The 15,765-nt window shown below is 65.7% G+C and carries 10 protein-coding genes; 4 read left to right on the top strand and 6 right to left on the bottom strand.

Features of this window, described 5'->3' with window-relative positions; translation table 11 throughout:
* Positions 1 to 11 precede the first annotated feature (11 nt).
* Positions 12 to 1,166, bottom strand: a complete 1,155-nt coding sequence (locus CIT37_RS39325; RefSeq protein ID WP_161966294.1) for an iron-containing alcohol dehydrogenase — start codon at positions 1,164 to 1,166, stop codon at positions 12 to 14.
* A gap of 362 nt (positions 1,167 to 1,528) precedes the next feature.
* Between CIT37_RS39325 and CIT37_RS39320 the strand changes: the two genes are divergently transcribed.
* The 3 genes from CIT37_RS39320 (at position 1,529) to CIT37_RS39310 (ending at position 7,370) form a co-directional block, all read left to right on the top strand.
* Positions 1,529 to 2,734: an efflux RND transporter periplasmic adaptor subunit gene (locus tag CIT37_RS39320; protein ID WP_161966293.1), complete on the top strand. Its 1,206-nt coding sequence runs from the start codon at positions 1,529 to 1,531 to the stop codon at positions 2,732 to 2,734.
* Positions 2,731 to 5,901: an efflux RND transporter permease subunit gene (locus tag CIT37_RS39315; protein ID WP_028139693.1), complete on the top strand. Its 3,171-nt coding sequence runs from the start codon at positions 2,731 to 2,733 to the stop codon at positions 5,899 to 5,901. The genes CIT37_RS39320 and CIT37_RS39315 overlap by 4 nt, the downstream gene beginning before the upstream one ends.
* A gap of 275 nt (positions 5,902 to 6,176) precedes the next feature.
* Complete coding sequence (locus CIT37_RS39310; protein ID WP_028139694.1) at positions 6,177 to 7,370, top strand: ABC transporter substrate-binding protein; 1,194 nt, start codon at positions 6,177 to 6,179, stop codon at positions 7,368 to 7,370.
* 230 nt (positions 7,371 to 7,600) lie between these two features.
* Here the strand turns inward: CIT37_RS39310 and CIT37_RS39305 are convergent, their stop codons facing one another.
* The 4 genes from CIT37_RS39305 to CIT37_RS39290 are packed head-to-tail and all read right to left on the bottom strand — an operon-like array spanning position 7,601 to position 12,199.
* A complete protein-coding gene (locus CIT37_RS39305) occupies positions 7,601 to 7,987 on the bottom strand; it encodes an MAPEG family protein (protein WP_038946835.1) in 387 nt (128 codons plus the stop codon).
* A 27-nt stretch (positions 7,988 to 8,014) separates the two neighbouring features.
* Positions 8,015 to 9,097, bottom strand: a complete 1,083-nt coding sequence (locus CIT37_RS39300; RefSeq protein ID WP_095424991.1) for a lipocalin-like domain-containing protein — start codon at positions 9,095 to 9,097, stop codon at positions 8,015 to 8,017.
* On the bottom strand, positions 9,087 to 11,549 hold the full coding sequence (locus CIT37_RS39295) for an FtsX-like permease family protein (RefSeq protein ID WP_095424992.1): 2,463 nt from the start codon (positions 11,547 to 11,549) through the stop codon (positions 9,087 to 9,089). Before CIT37_RS39295 ends, CIT37_RS39300 begins: the two co-directional genes overlap by 11 nt.
* Positions 11,546 to 12,199: an ABC transporter ATP-binding protein gene (locus CIT37_RS39290; protein WP_095424993.1), complete on the bottom strand. Its 654-nt coding sequence runs from the start codon at positions 12,197 to 12,199 to the stop codon at positions 11,546 to 11,548. Before CIT37_RS39290 ends, CIT37_RS39295 begins: the two co-directional genes overlap by 4 nt.
* A 145-nt stretch (positions 12,200 to 12,344) precedes the next feature.
* On the opposite strand from CIT37_RS39290, the gene CIT37_RS39285 reads away from it, so the two are divergent.
* A complete protein-coding gene (locus CIT37_RS39285; RefSeq protein WP_095424994.1) occupies positions 12,345 to 13,679 on the top strand; it encodes an MFS transporter in 1,335 nt (444 codons plus the stop codon).
* A gap of 224 nt (positions 13,680 to 13,903) precedes the next feature.
* On the opposite strand, the gene CIT37_RS39280 is transcribed toward CIT37_RS39285, so the two are convergent.
* Positions 13,904 to 15,619, bottom strand: coding sequence for an N-acyl-D-amino-acid deacylase family protein (locus CIT37_RS39280; protein ID WP_028139700.1), 1,716 nt, complete (start codon positions 15,617 to 15,619; stop codon positions 13,904 to 13,906).
* Between the last annotated feature and the right edge of the window lie 146 nt (positions 15,620 to 15,765).

Raw genomic sequence — 15,765 nt, 5'->3', positions numbered from 1 at the left:
CCGGCTTTGATTTATGCGGCGAGAAGCAGGATTTCGCGCACCTGCGCCGGGCCTTCGATCTTGCGCGGGTTACGCGGGATCCAGTTGGTGCGCATCGCCTGCTCGGCGATGGCGTCGAAATGCTGCGGCGACACCTGCACCTCGGTGAGGCTGCGCGGCATGCCCAGCGAGCGGATGAAGGCATCGAGCACGTCGGCAGCGTCGTGGCCGGGAAAGCCCATGGCGGCCGCGACGATCATCTGCCGCTCGGCATTGGCGCTCGCATTCCAGCGCATCACCGCCGGCAGCATGATGCAGGACGTGTAGCCGTGCGGCACGTCGAAGGCCGCGCCCAGCACGTAGCCGATGCCGTGGCTCGCGCCCATGGGAACGCCGGCCGCGAGCGCGCCCATCGACAGCCAGGTGCCGATCTGCGCGTCCATCCGCGCGTCGAGATCGGCGGGGTCGGCTTTCACCCGCGGCAGCGCGTCGGCGAGCATGGCGAGGCCCTTCACCGCTTGCGCGTCGGCATAGGGATGCGTCTCGCGCGAGCAGATCGCCTCGACGCAATGGTCGATGGCGCGGATGCCGGTCGACAGGAACAGCCATTCCGGGGTGTGCACGGTGATCGCGGGATCGAGGATGGTCGCGCGCGGCACGGCGAGCGGATGCCGCAGCATCTGCTTCACATGCGCAGCTCGGTCGGTGACGCCCGCGATCGCGCTGAATTCGCCGCCGGCGATCGTGGTGGGCACGCTAACCTGGCGCACGGTTGGCGCCGTCATCTCCGGTGCGACGCCCTTGTGCACGCGGATCCGCTCGATGCCGTCGATATCGTCGATGCCGTTGGCGAGGCAAAGCTGCACCGCCTTGGCGCCGTCGGTGATCGAGCCGCCGCCCACCGTGACGATCAGATCGGCGCCGGCCCCGCGCGCCGCGTTGGTTGCCGCGATCACCGCCTCGCGCGGCGTGTGCGCCGGCATGGCATCGAACAGGCCGGCGCAGCGGGAGCCCAAAGCCTGCTTGATCTTCTCGATTTCGTCGGTCTGCCGGTTCAGCGTGCCCGAAACCATCAGGAAGGCGCGGCGCGTTCCCAGCCGGTCCATCTGCGCGACGATGGCCTCAGTTGCAGGATGGCCGAACACGACCTCCTCGATCGCGCCGAAAACGACACGTCCCTGGTGCACGCCTGCCCTCCCGGACAATTCGTCTTGTTTTTGTGAGGGCAATCTAGCCGAGCGGATGGCGTTCGTCATGTGCGAAGGCGCTGGCGCTCTTTCCCTTTCCCCGCGTGCGGGAAAGGGAAGGACGTTTCCATTCATGAGCCCGGCGAACAAAGTCCAATCGCAAACCTGCCGGCTATTCAGCGCGTGCCGGGCGGGTTGCCACCCCCTGTCAACCCGCCATCCGGTCAGGGCGCGCTTGGAGCCCTGCACGCGCTTTGGTCTTGAAGTGTTCATCAACTCCACCCATCTTGGGACGCCCGCGGGTAAATGCCTACCCTGCCTTTTCCGCGGCCTTTGGCATGAGGACGATGCGAGGACCTGGGATGGCTGGACCGGATGGAAGCGAGCGACTTGTCAAAAAGCACGAATTCGTCCAGCCGCGGCATTACGCACTCGCGGGCCTCCTCGTCGCTTCGTTCGCGCTCACCGGTTGCGGGCAGCCCACCTCGCAAGCGTCTGCGCCGCCGCCGGCGCCCGTGACGGTCGCCCAGCCGGTCAAGCGCACCGTTACCGATTGGGACGAGTTCACCGGCCGCTTCGAAGCGGTTGAGGAGGTGCAGGTGCGCCCGCGCGTCGGCGGCTTCGTCAACTCGGTCGAATTCCAGGACGGCGCCATCGTGCATCAGGGCGATCTGCTTTACGTGATCGACCCGCGTCCGTTCGAGGCGGTGGCCACGCAGGCGGAAGGGCAGCTGTCGGATGCACGGGCCAAGGTGGAACTTGCCAAGCGCGAACTCGACCGCGGCCTCAGCCTGGTGCAGACCAGCGCGGTCTCCGAGCAGGTCGTCGATCAGCGCCGTCAGGCCCTGCAAGCTGCGCATGCCGCGGAGGTGCAGGCTGAAGGCGCGCTCAAAGCGGCCAGACTGAACATCGAATTCACGCATGTGACGGCACCGTTGACCGGCCGCGTCAGCCGCCATCTCGTCAGCCCCGGCAATCTCGTGCAGGGCAGCGACAATGGCTCTTCGACCCTCCTGACCTCCATCGTCACGCTCGACCCGATCTACGTCTATTTCGACATGGATGAGGCGACCTTCATCAAATACAGCAAGCTGTGGTTCGAAGGGCGGCGTCCGAGCTCGCGCGACACGGCCAATCCGGTGCAGGTGACGCTCGCCGGCGAAACCAAGCCGTCCCATGAAGGCACCATCAACTTCCTCGATAACCGGCTCGACGTTTCGACCGGCACGCTACGCAGCCGCGCCGTGGTCAAGAATACCGATCTGTCGATCCTGCCCGGCCAATTCGGTCGCGTCCGGCTGATCGGCAGCGCGCCCTATGAGGCCCTGCTGATTCCGGACGTCGCTGTTGCGACCGACCAGTCCCGCAAGATCGTGTTCGTGGTGAAGCCCGACGACACCGTCGAGGCGCGTCCCGTGGTGCTCGGACCGCTGGACGACGGCCTGCGCGTGATCCGCGAAGGATTGAAGGCCGAGGATCGCGTCATCGTCAACGGCATCCAGCGTGCCCGTGTCGGTGCCAAGGTTGCCCCGCAGACCGCGCAAGCCCCGGCCGGTGGCAAGTCATGAATCTCGGTCGTCTCTCCATCAACCAGCCCATCCTGGCGATGGTGCTGTCGATCGTGCTCCTGATCGTCGGTGCGCTCGCCTACACCACGCTGCCGGTGTCCGAATATCCGCAAGTGGTGCCGCCGACCGTCGTCGTCACCACGCAATATCCCGGTGCCTCCGCGCAGACCGTGTCCGACACGGTCGCGGCTCCCATCGAGCAGGAGATCAACGGCGTCGAGGACATGCTGTATCTCTACAGCCAGGCAACCTCGAACGGCCAGCTCACCATCACCGTCACCTTCAAGCTCGGCACCGATCTCGACAAGGCCCAGGTGCTGGTGCAGAACCGCGTCGCGATCGCGCAGCCGCGACTGCCCGAGGAGGTCCAGCGCAACGGCGTCACCACGCGCAAGAACTCGCCCGATATCCTGATGGTCGTGTTCATGCTGTCGCCCGACGACACCTTCGACCAGCTCTACATCTCCAATTACGCGCTGCTCCAGGTCCGCGACCAGCTGCTGCGTCTCGACGGCGTTGGCGACATCCAGATATTCGGTGCCCGCGACTATTCGATGCGGCTGTGGCTCGATCCTGACCGGATTGCCAATCTCGGCCTGACCTCGGCGGAGGTGCTGGCCGCGATCCGCGCGCAGAACGTGCAGATCGCCGGCGGCCAGATCGCCGAGCCGCCGATCGCCGACCGCGCCTTCCAGCCGAACCTCACCTTCACGGGCCGCCTGAAGGACCAGAAGCAGTTCGAGGACATCCTGATCAAGGCCGGCTCGGACGGCCGCGTGGTGCGGCTGCGTGACGTCGCCCGCATCGAGCTCGGGGCGCTCGCCTACAGCACCAACAGCTTCCTGCTGCGCAAATCCGCGGTCGCCATGCTGGTGACGCAGCGGCCGGGATCGAACGCTCTCGCTACCGCGAAGAACATTACCGACACCATGACGAGGCTGAAGGAGAGCTTCCCGAAAGGCCTCGACTACAATATCGGCTACAACCCGACCGAATTCATCGCTCAGTCCGTCCACGAGCTGATCAAGACCATCTATGAGGCCATGCTGCTCGTCGTCATCGTCGTGCTGGTGTTCCTGCAGGGCTGGCGTCCCGCGATCATTCCGATCATCGCGATCCCGGTGTCGCTGGTCGGTACCTTCGCGGTGATGGCGGCGCTGGGCTTCTCGATCAACAACCTCACACTGTTCGGCCTCGTCCTCGCGGTCGGCATCGTGGTCGATGATGCTATCGTGGTGGTCGAGAACGTCGAGCGGCATCTCGAGCATGGCATGAGCCGGCGCGATGCCGCGCTCAAGACGATGGAGGAGGTCGGCGGCGCGCTGGTCTCGATCGCGCTGGTGCTCTGCGCGGTGTTCGTGCCGACCGCCTTTCTGGGCGGTATTTCCGGGCAGTTCTTCCAGCAATTCGCCGTCACCATTGCGGTTGCGACCGCGATCTCCTGCTTCTGCTCGCTGACGCTGTCGCCGGCGCTGGCCTCGCAGATCCTGGTGCCGCACGAGGAGAAGCAGCCGCCGGCAAGCTGGAATGTCATCGCGCGCGGCTGGAATGCCTTCACCGGCGTATTCAATCGCGTGTTCGACCGTCTGGCGCACGGCTATGCCGGCCTCGCCAATTTCGTGATCCGGCACTCGGTGGTGATGATCCTGATCTATGTCGTGCTGATCGGAAGCGCCGGCTGGTTGATCGCGACCACGCCGCAAGGCTTCATCCCGGCGCAGGACCGCGGCTACGTCATCGTATCCGTGCAATTGCCGGGCGCGGCTTCGCTGGCGCGCACCACCGAGGTCGTGCGCGAGATCGAGCGGATCTCGCTGGACACGCCGGGCATCGTTCGTGTCGCCGCCTTTGCCGGCTTCTCCGGTGCCACCCGCACACAGGCGGGCAATGCCGCCGCGCTGTTCCCGGTGTTCGACGAACCAGAGGCGCGGATCAAGAAAGGATTGACGGCCAACGCCATCACGGTCGAGCTGCGCAAGCGCCTGTCCGCGATCCAGGGCGCCTTCATCATCGTGATCCCGCCGCCGGCCGTGCCTGGCATCGGCACCGGCGGCGGCTTCACCATCCGCATCCAGGACCGTCAGGGCCGCGGGCCTGAGTTGCTCGCTGCGGCCACCGACGAGCTTGTCGCCGCGGCGCGCAAATCGCCCTCGCTGCTCGGCCCCACGGTGTTCTCGCCGTTCTCGGCCAACACGCCGCAGCTCTTCGTCGACATCGACCGCACCAAGGCGCAGAAGCTCGGCGTTCCCATCTCCAATATCAACGACACGATCCAGAGCTATTTCGGATCGACCTATGTCAACGACTTCAACCTGTTCGGCCGCACCTATCACGTCACCGCGCAGGCCGACTTCCCGTTCCGGAAAGAGCCCAGCGACCTCGCACGCCTGCGCACACGCAACGCCTCCGGCGACATGGTGATGCTCGGCAGCGTGGTCGAGTTCAGGGATGTCTCGGGTCCCGACCGCGTCGCGCGCTACAATCTCTATGCCGCGTCCGAGCTCCAGGGCGAGCCGGCGCCGGGCACCAGCTCGACCACCGCGCTCAACACCATCAAGAAGCTGGCGGACGACACCTTGCCGAGCGGCTTCACCTTCGAATGGACCGATCTGTCCTACCAGCAGATCACCGGCGGCAATGCCGGCCTCTACGTGTTCCCGATCTGCGTGCTGTTCGTCTACCTCGTGCTCGCTGCGCAATATGGCAGCTGGACCTTGCCGTTCGCGGTGATCCTGATCGTGCCGATGTGCCTGCTCGCCGCCACCATCGGCGTGCGCATCATGGGCCAGGACGTCAACATCCTCACCCAGATCGGCTTCGTCGTGCTGGTGGGGCTGGCGGCCAAGAACGCGATCCTGATCGTCGAGTTCGCGCGCGACATCGAGAACGAGGGCAAGCCGCGGCTGGAGGCGGTGATCGACGCCTGCCGCTTGCGCCTGCGGCCGATCCTGATGACCTCCTTCGCCTTCATCCTCGGCGTGCTGCCATTGGTGATATCGAGCGGCTCCGGCTCGGAGATGCGGCAGGCCGTCGGCGTCGCCGTGTTCTTCGGCATGATCGGCGTCACCCTGTTCGGCCTGTTGTTCACGCCGATCTTCTACGTGGTGGTGCGGAACCTGGCCGAGGGGCGGAATGAGGGGAAGAAGCCGGAGGTGGTGGCTTCTTAAGCGCACGTGATGGCCACCGGTGTGTCCACATCCTCGCCGTCATCCCCGCGAATGCGGGGATCCATAACCCCAGGGAGGAGTTTGGCGCGAAGCTCTTCGCAAAACTCCTTCCTGTGGTTATGGGTCCCGGGTTCGCGACTTCGTCGCGCCCCGGGACGACGCCATTTTTGTGGCGACCTCCATACTAACGACCAACTTGAAATGGATGGGCAGGCGCGGGGTTCTTCCCTAGTATCCGCGCGATTTCAAAACAGAAAACTGCTGGGAGATAACAGATGAAATCAGCACTTTTGGCCGCCGTCGCAACCTCTGCTCTGGTGCTGGCGGCGCCGGCCTCCGCGCAAGGCGTCAAGATCGGCATCCTCAACGACCAGTCCGGCGTCTATGCCGATTACGGCGGCAAATGGTCGGTCGAGGCGGCCAGGATGGCGATCGAGGATTTTGGCGGCGAGGTGCTGGGTCAGAAGGTCGAGCTCGTCACCGCCGACCACCAGAACAAGGCCGACCTCGCGACCTCGATCGCGCGGCGCTGGTACGACGTCGAGAACGTCGACATGATCACGGAGCTGACGACCTCCTCGGTCGCGCTCGCGATCCACGAGCTGTCCAAGGAAAAGAAGAAGATCGACATCGTCGTCGGCGCCGCCACCTCGCGGCTGACAGGCGATGCCTGCCAGCCCTACGGCTTCCACTGGGCCTACGACACCCGCGCGCTCGGCGTCGGCACCGGTGGTGCGCTGACCAAGGCCGGCGGCGACACCTGGTTCTTCCTCACCGCGGACTACGCCTTCGGCTACGCGCTGGAGAAGGACACCAGCGAGATCGTCACCGCCAATGGCGGCAAGGTGGTCGGCTCGGTGCGCGTGCCGCTCAACTCCTCGGACTTCTCCTCGTTCCTGCTGCAGGCGCAGAGCTCGAAGGCGAAGATCGTCGGCCTTGCCAATGCCGGCCTCGACACCACCAATTCGATCAAGCAGGCGTCCGAGTTCGGCATCGTCGCCAGCGGCCAGAAGCTCGCCGGCCTGCTGATGACGCTCGCCGAAGTAAATGGCCTTGGCCTCCAGGCTGCACAGGGCCTGGTGCTGACCGAAGGCTATTACTGGGACGTCAACGACAAGTCCCGCAATCTCGGCGAACGCTTCCTCAAGCGCACCGGCCGGATGCCGAACATGATCCAGGCCGGCACCTATTCGGCGACGCTGAGCTACCTGAAGGCGGTCAAGGCGGCAGGCACCAAGGATCCGGATGCGGTTGCCAGGAAGCTGAAGGAGCTGCCGGTCGACGACGACTTCGCGCAAGGCGGCAAGGTGCTCGAGAACGGCCGCATGATCCACGACATGTATCTGTTCGAGGTCAAGAAGCCGTCGGAATCGAAGAAGCCCTGGGACTATTACAAGCTGCTCGCCACCGTCCCCGGCGACAAGGCCTTCTTCACCGCCAAGGACAGCGGCTGCCCGCTGACGAAGTAGGGGCGAGGATCGCGCCAATAACTCAGTGTCGTCCCGGACAAGCGCAGCCCTTGGCAACGCGTAGCGTTGTCGAGGGCGAAGCGCAGATCCGGGACCCATAACCACAGGACTGTGTGGTTACGGGGACTCGGAGTGATCGGCTCGCGCTACAACTTCGTCCTGTGGTTATGGGTCCCGGGCTCGCTTCGCGCCCCGGGACGACAGCGGAACGTGTGGCCGCGGCCCCCGCCTCACACCAGCCGCAACACCACTGCACCCAGCGCGCCGGCCCACAGTGCGATGGCGGCGATGCCCTGGATCATGAAGCCCGGGCCGCGCTTGGCTGCCGCTTTCGAATAACCAATGAAATAGACGATGCGGCCGATGATCCAGACGGCGCCGATCCCCGCCGCGATGCCGTCGCCGATATAGACCGCGAACAGCCAGAGCGCCGGCAGGACAATCGGCATCCATTCCAGCGTGTTCGCCTGGATGCGGAAGGCGCGTTCGAAATCCGGATGGCCCGACATCGCCGGCACCTTGACGCCGGTCTTGGTGCGCGCGCTCGAGACGTTGATGGCGGTGAAGAAATAAAATGCGATCGCCAGCAGCGTGACGAGAGCGGTGAAATGATACATCGCTGGTTCCTTCAAACAGACCGCGCTTCAATACCCGGTCAGCTCGAGATAGCCAACGCCGTCATGCGTCCCGGCAAAGCTGATCGGCCCCTCCCAATAGGAGAAGCCGGTCCCCATCCAGGCCCCGGGATTGAGCGGCTTGCAGTGGATCGAGAACGATCGCGACGGGATCGCGATCTGCCATTCCACCGGCAGCTTGCGTCCCGCAACCTCCGCCGTCGCTTTCGGCATCATCTGGATGTCGCCGCCGGCGATCATCTGCGTTTCGCCGGCGGCGCTGATCCAGTTGCCGAAGGGATAGTCTTTGCCGTCCTTCTGCCGCAGCCGGTACAGCATCAGCTTGTCGCCTGACGACAGATGCAGCGACAGCCAGTCCCAGCCGGTCTGGTCGGCGTCGAGCGGCTGGCTGCTCCATTCGCGGTCCATCCAGGCCTGGCCCGAGACATCGACCGGCTTGTCGTCGATGGTGAGCGTGCCGCGGGCGCGGTAGAACGGCTGGCTGTAATAATAGGACGCCTGGCCACGCTCCGATTTGCGGCTGTAGCCGCGATCGCCTTGCAGCACCACAGCGCGATCGGCCTCCAGCGTCAGTGCGTAGCTGAAATCTGTGCTGGACGCCCTCAGCGCCAGCGGCGCCAAAGTGCGGTCATCGGTTCGCTCGAGAGCCTTCATCTCCCAATCGTCGATCCAGGCATCGAACGGCTTGGCCGTGACGCCGGCCTGGCCGACGCCGCCGCGTGAAAAGACTTCGTTGAAGCGGTGGGTGTCGGCGCGCGTCACTGCGGCATGCGCCATCCAGACCTGCTGATTGGCCCAGCCTTCGCCTTGAGGGCCTGGCTGCGCCGCCTGACGGAACAGCGTCCATTGCAGGCCGCAAGCCGCGCCGCTGCCGTCGATGAGGTTTGCCGTCAGATACCACCATTCGATGCGAAACTCCGGATGCGGCCCGTGATCGCCAGGAAAGGCAAACAGCTTTCCCGGCGTCACCTTCCCAAAGCCATCCGCTTTTTCACCGAGCCCCGCATAGCCTTGCGCGCTGGCGCGGCGTGCGAGGGCCAGCGCAGCGATGCCGCCGGCGAAGGCGCGGCGCGACATGCGATCAGCGTTCATTGGCAAACACCTTGACGAGATTTGCCGGCTGCATCCGCGCCAGCCGTGCCACCGGCAACAGCGCCGCCAGCAGCGACGCCAACAGCGCGACCGCGACCAGCTCGACCAGTTGCAGCGGAAACACGTGGAACGGCAGCCGCCAGCCGAACGCCTTCACGTTCACGATCGCGATCAGGCACCACGCCACCAGGAGCCCGAGCGGAACGGCCAGCAGCGCCGTGAACAGCGCCACCGACAGCGTCTTGGTCAATTCGATCGCGGCAAGGCGCGGCCGCGTGATGCCGATCGCCCATAGCGGCGCGAGGTGCGGCAGGCGGGAGTTCGCCAGCGTCAGCAGGCTCGTGAACAGCGCGATCCCGGCGACACCGAGTGTGAAGGCGTTCAGCGCCGAGGTCACTGCGAAGGTGCGGTTGAAGATGCGGATCGATTCGGCCTTCACCGTCGCCTGGTCGGCGACACTGCGGTCGTCGAGCGCAAACTGTTTCTGCAACGCCGCGATCAGGCCGAGGATATTCTCCTTCGCGACGATCAGGCCGATCCGCGTCTGCGGCGTCTGCGGAAACTGCCGGATCAGCGCCGCGACGTTGACGGTCAGCTGCCCCTTAGGGTTGCCGTAATCGGCATAGATGCCGACGATGTCGAGCTCCCAGGTCCCGCCTGGCGCCGGCACCTCGACGACGTCGCCGATGCGGACGTTGAGGCGGCGGCTGAGCTGCTCGCTGATGAAGGCGGCATTGCCCGGCACGAGCCGGCTCCAGCCGCGCGGCGCGGTTTCCAGCAGCGGCCAGCGTTCGCGATAGAGCGCGTGATCGGGCAGGCCGAGCAGCTCCACCGGCTGGCCCTGAACCTGCGCCTCGGCGCGGCCGCCCGACAGGATCGCCTGTACGTCGCTGCGCTCGCGCAGCCAGTTGCGGATGGCAACGCCTTGCGCATTGTCCGAGGCGCTGATGTAGACGTCGGCGGCGAGCCGACCGTTGAGCCAGCCGAGGAAGGTGCGGCTGAAGGTTTCCACCATGGTGGACACGCCGACATTGACGGCGAGCGCGAGCAGCAGCGCCATCAGCGCCAGCGACAATCCGGAAAGCTGCTGCCGGCTGTCCGCCCAGAACCACAGCGCAAGCGGCTTCCTCGCGGCGCGCTGGCCCGCGAGCAGGATGATCTCGAGCAGCGCCGGCAGGATCAGGGCCGCACCGAACATCAACGCCGCCAGCACGCCAAAGCCTGCGATCAGCGATTGCCCGTACTGGAGCAGCAGCAGCGCGACCGCGAACACGGCGCAGGCGGCCAGACTTTGCAGGATCAGCCAGCGGCGCTGCCTCTGCTGCCAGGCGCGCGGCTGCGCCGTCGCCAGCACCGGCATCCTGATCGCCTTGATCAGGCTGGTCGCCGCCGCAACCAGCGCGCCCGCAATGCTGATGCCGATGCCGGCGAGCCACCATTCAGGCTGTAAGGTCAGCTGCCCCGGGATCTGTGCGCCATAGAGCCCGCGCAGCGACGCCGCGACGTCGGGCAGCAGCACTGCCGCGATGAAATAGCCGCAGACGAGCCCGATCAGGCCGGCGATCAGCGCCAGCGCCACGAGCTCGATCACCAGCACGGTGTTGACCAGCCGCGCCGAGGCGCCGCAGGCGCGCAAGGTCCGCAACATCGGCAGCCGCTGCTCGAAGGCGAGGCCGACGGCCGAGTTGACGATGAACAGGCCGACGAAGAACGATAAAAGGCCGAACGCCGTGAGGTTGAGATGAAAGCTGTCGGTGAGGCGCTCCAGCTCGGTCTCCGCGTTCGGCTCAACCAGCTGCAGCCGGTCGCCGACCACGCTTGCCAGCGGCGCAGGCTTGCTCCTGGGCTTGCCGATCAGAAGCCGCGAGACCTGATCCGGCTTGTTCAGCAGACGCTGCGCCACGCCGATATCGACCACCAGCACGCCGGGCGCGAGCTGCGGCAACACGCGCAGCGGCGGCAATTTCGCGCCGTTGCTGATCGGTGGCGCCGCGCCTTCCGTTTCCTGCAAGTCGCTCAGCGTCTCCCGCGCCACCAATGTCTGGCCCGGCGGTGCAACAAAACTGCCTAGATCCGCAGCACCAAGACGCGGTGCGTTGCCGATTTCGACCGGCAGGGTGACCGGCTCGATCCCGAGCAGCCGCACCGAGCGTCCGTTGATCTGGACCCGCCCCTCCAGCGCCGGCGACACCGGCCAGCCGGCACGGCGGAGTTTGATGAACAGCTCCTGGGGAAATGTCGCGCCAGCAGGCGCGATCAGCATGGCGGTGCGGGCGCCGCCGAACGTCGCCGCGGCGCGGTCATAGGCATTGCGGGCCTGCTGGTTGATGGCCTGCACGCCGCTCCACAGCGCGGTCGCCGCGATCAACCCGACCAGCAGCGTCGCGAACTGCATCTTGTGACGCCGCCAATGGCTGAGCAGCACTGCGAGCACCCAGAGCGCGCGTCTCATGCGATCCGCCCCGCATGCAGGGTGAGGTGGCGGTCGAGCGTGCCGGCCAGATGCAGGCTATGGGTCACCATCAGGAAGCCGCAGCCGGTGCGCGCGACGAGGTCGCGCGTCAGCGCCAGCACGTTTTCGGCCGTGGCCTCGTCGAGATTGCCGGTCGGCTCGTCCGCCAACAGCAGCGAGGGCTTTGTCGCCAGTGCCCGGCCGATCGCGACCCGCTGCTGCTGGCCGCCGGACAATTGCTCGGGATAGCGCTTCAGGAGAGGGCCGAGGCCGAGCCGTTCGACCAGCTCCTTGGTCCAGGCTGCATCGTGACGGTCGGCGATCCGCGCCTGGAAAACCAGATTGTCCCCGACCGACAGGCTCGGGATCAGGTTGAATTGCTGAAAAACCAGGCCGATCTGGTCGCGCCGCAAGCTGGCGCGCCCTGCATCGGACAGCGCGGTGACTTCGGTGTCTTGCAGCCGGATCGTGCCGCCATCGGCGGCATCGAGTCCCGCGATCAGGTGCAACAATGTGCTCTTGCCGCTGCCGGACTCGCCGGTCAGCGCGACGCGTTCACCCTCCTTAAGGTCGAGATCGACGCCACGCAGCACATGGACCGGTTCGCCGGCCGAGGAGAAAGTCTTGGAGAGATTTCGGATGCTCAACACGATGAATGGCGCCGGGCGGAATTAGCGGAATTGCTGCGTAGCACACTTGCTGCGGAAATGCCGGGTTGCGTTGGTCTCGAAGCCGTTGTTAGCTCCCAAGATAGCCAAATCAAAAAAGTGCCAAAAGACATCGACGGGGAGAATCATGAGCGCTGAGGGAACGACGGAGGTAGCCAGCAAGACGATCGGGACCAAGGGAACGCCGAAGGGCGCCTGGACCGTCACCTTTCTCCTCTTCCTCTTCATGGTCGTGAACTTCGCCGACAAGATCGTCGTCGGTCTCGCCGGCGTGCCGATCATGACCGATCTGAAGCTCACCCCGGAGCAGTTCGGCCTGCTCGGCTCCTCGTTCTTCTTCCTGTTCTCGATCGCCGCCATTGTGGTCGGCTTCATCGTCAACAAGGTGCCGACACGCTGGGTGCTGCTCGTGCTCGCAGTGATCTGGGCGCTGGCGCAGTTTCCGATGGTCGGCACCGTCTCCTTCACTACGCTGCTGATCTGCCGCATCGTGCTGGGTGCCGGCGAGGGCCCGGCCTTCTCCGTCGCCGCGCACGCGATCTACAAATGGTTCCCCGACGAGAAGCGCACGCTGCCGACCGCGATCCTGTCGCAGGGCTCGGCCTTCGGCGTGATCCTGGCGGTGCCGGCGCTGAACTGGGTCATCGTCAATCATTCCTGGCACTATGCCTTCGGCGCGCTCGGCGTGGTCGGCCTGATCTGGGTTTGTGCCTGGCTCGCGCTCGGCAAGGAAGGCCCGCTGGAGGACACGCAGGTCCTGGCCGCGACCGAGCAGAAGATCCCTTACTTGCAGCTTCTCACCTCTCGCACCTTCATCGGCTGCGTCGCGGCGACCTTCGGTGCCTATTGGGCACTCTCGCTCGGCCTGACCTGGTTCACGCCGTTCATCGTCAAGGGGCTCGGCTTCTCGCAGAGCCAGGCCGGCTTCATCTCGATCCTGCCCTGGGTGTTCGGTGCCACCATCGTCATTCTCACCGGGTGGATCTCGCAGGTGATGATGGCGCGCGGCTACAACACCCGCGTGGCTCGCGGCGTGCTCGGCTCGGTGCCGCTGGTGATCGGCGGGCTGATTCTGGCGGTGATGCCGCATGTTCAGGGCGCGGGCTTGCAGATCGCGCTGCTCGTGGTCGGCTCTGGCCTGTGCGGGGCGATCTATGTGGTCTGCCCGCCGATGCTCGGCGAGTTCACGCCGACGTCGCAGCGCGGCGCGATCCTCGCGATCTATGGTGCGCTCTACACGCTGGCCGGCATCATCGCGCCGGCCGTGATGGGGGCGATGATCCAGCGCGCCGGCAGCACGGTCGATGGCTACATGGCCGGCTTCACCATCAACGCCGTGATCATGGTCGGCTCCGGCCTGCTCGGCCTGCTGCTGCTGTGGCCGAACTCGGAAAAGGCCAGGCTGACGCGCGGTGCGGCGCCGCAGGCAGCATCGTTGAAGGGTGCGGTCTCGCCCACGTAAGGGGGCGGGCGAGGGTTAGATAGAGGCCGCCGGCCACAACCCCAACTGTCGTCCCGGACAAGCGAAGCGCAGATCCGGGATCCATAACCACAGGGAGGGGTTTGGCGACGACTCGGAGTTACAGTTTAGCCCCATAACCGCTCCCTGTGGTTATGGGTCCCTGCGTTCGCAAGGACGACACTGAGAATGAGGCGCGGACTTCGCGCCTCACTCACCATCAGCTGCTAATTCACCCCCTGCGCCCCGCGGATCAGCTTCCCCGGCCGGCGGCCCGTGGCCTCGCCATGCCGCCGCGTCACCACGCCTGAGACGATCGTCGCCTCGTAGCCGTCGACGTCCTGCAACAGCCGCCGCCCGCCGACCGGCAGATCGTAATGCACCTTCGGCGGATGCAGGTGCAGACGGTCATAGTCGATCACGTTGACGTCGGCCTTGTAGCCGGGCGCAATCAGGCCGCGATCGGTGAGGCCGACCGAGAGTGCGGTCTTGCGCGACTGCGCTGCGACCACGAACGGGATCGACAGCTTCTCGCCGCGCGTGCGGTCGCGTGTCCAATGCGTCAGCAGATAGGTCGGGAAGCTGGCATCGCAGATGATGCCGCAATGCGCGCCGCCGTCGGACAGGCCCGGCACCGATTGCGGGTCGATCAGCATCTCGCGCGTCGCATCGAGATTGCCGTCGGCATAGTTCAGGAACGGCACGTAGAGCATGCCGCGGCCCTGGTCCGACAGCATCGCGTCATAGGCGAGCTCTTCCGGCTGACGGCCCTGCTTGCGCGCCTGCGGCCCCAGCGCGTTCTCCGGCGGCTGCTCGTAATCGGGGGGATCGCCGAGCAAAAACATCTTGTCGTAGTTGGGCCGGAAGAACAGCGGATCGTCGGTGGCGGTTGCCGTCTCGCTCAGGATTGCCTTGCGCACGTCGGCCTGGTGCAGCCGCGCCAGCCGCTCCTTCAAGGGAAGATGCGCGATCGCCTTGTAGCTAGGATGGGTCTGGAACGGATTGCGCGACAGCTCGAGCCCGAGCAGCAGGCCGACCGGGCGCGCCGCGATCTGCGCGGTGATGGAGAGGCCGCGCTTCGCCGCCGCATTGATCTCGTCCAGCGTCTGGCGCCAGCGGTTTGGCGATCTGTCGTTCTGCGTGATCGAGAACGAGATCGGACACTTCGTCGTGTCGGCGACCCGCAACATCATCGGCAAGTCTTCGTGGATGGTGGAGAGATCGAGCACGAATTGCAGCACGCTGCGGCCCTGGCTGTGCATCGCCCCGGCGATCGCGGTGAGCTCGTCTTCGCCGGCCTTTAGCGTCGGCGTGAAGTCGCCGGTGGAGGTGCGGTGGTTGAGCGTGCGCGAGGTCGAGAAGCCGAGCGCGCCGGAGCGAACCGCCTCGCCCGCGAGCTTGGCCATTGCGGCATTGTCTTCGGTGGTCGAGGGGTCGCGGCGTGCGCCGCGCTCGCCCATGACATAGACCCGTAGCGCCGCATGCGGCAGCTGCGCACCGACATCGATGTCGAAATCGCGCTTGGAGAGCCAGTTCATGTAGTCCGGAAAGCTCTCCCAGGCCCAGGGAATGCCGGCGCTCAGGACGGGCTCGGGAATGTCCTCGACGCCTTCCATCAGCTGGATCAGGCGGGTGTGGTCGGCGGGCTTGCACGGCGCGAAGCCGACGCCGCAATTGCCCATGATCGCCGTGGTGACGCCGTTCTGCGACGACGGCGTGATGTCCTGGCTCCAGGTGACCTGGCCGTCGTAATGGGTGTGCACGTCGACGAAACCCGGCGTCACCAGCTTTCCGCGTGCGTCGATTTCCTCGGCGCCTTTGCCAGAGACCTTGCCGACCTCGCTGATCCTGCCGCCGGTGATGGCGACGTCGGCCTCGAACAGTTCGCCGCCGTTTCCATCCGCAACGGTGCCGCCGCGGATGACGAGATCAGGGGTGCTCATGTGTTTCTTCCTGTTTTTGTTTTTCTAAGTCTTCTTTCGTCGTCCCGGACAAGCGCAGCGCAGATCCGGGACCCATAGCCACAGGGAGGAGTTTGGCGAAGACTCGTAGTTGGCAGCTTCGCTCCACAACCGCTCCCTGGGGTTAT

The organism is Bradyrhizobium ottawaense (genome assembly GCF_002278135.3).
In the GTDB taxonomy this organism is placed as follows: Bacteria; Pseudomonadota; Alphaproteobacteria; order Rhizobiales; family Xanthobacteraceae; genus Bradyrhizobium; species Bradyrhizobium ottawaense.
Note: the sequence above shows the minus strand (reverse complement) of the source record. Positions and strands in the feature narration are given on the sequence as shown.

Bases quoted from the DNA above. Each gene is read 5' to 3' on its own strand.
- CIT37_RS39320 (WP_161966293.1), top strand. From the start codon at position 1,529: ATGGCTGGACCGGATGGAAGCGAGCGACTTGTCAAAAAGCACGAATTC.
- CIT37_RS39315 (WP_028139693.1), top strand. From the start codon at position 2,731: ATGAATCTCGGTCGTCTCTCCATCAACCAGCCCATCCTGGCGATGGTG.
- CIT37_RS39310 (WP_028139694.1), top strand. From the start codon at position 6,177: ATGAAATCAGCACTTTTGGCCGCCGTCGCAACCTCTGCTCTGGTGCTG.
- CIT37_RS39305 (WP_038946835.1), bottom strand. From the start codon at position 7,987: ATGTATCATTTCACCGCTCTCGTCACGCTGCTGGCGATCGCATTTTAT.
- CIT37_RS39300 (WP_095424991.1), bottom strand. From the start codon at position 9,097: ATGAACGCTGATCGCATGTCGCGCCGCGCCTTCGCCGGCGGCATCGCT.
- CIT37_RS39295 (WP_095424992.1), bottom strand. From the start codon at position 11,549: ATGAGACGCGCGCTCTGGGTGCTCGCAGTGCTGCTCAGCCATTGGCGG.
- CIT37_RS39285 (WP_095424994.1), top strand. From the start codon at position 12,345: ATGAGCGCTGAGGGAACGACGGAGGTAGCCAGCAAGACGATCGGGACC.
- CIT37_RS39280 (WP_028139700.1), bottom strand. From the start codon at position 15,619: ATGAGCACCCCTGATCTCGTCATCCGCGGCGGCACCGTTGCGGATGGA.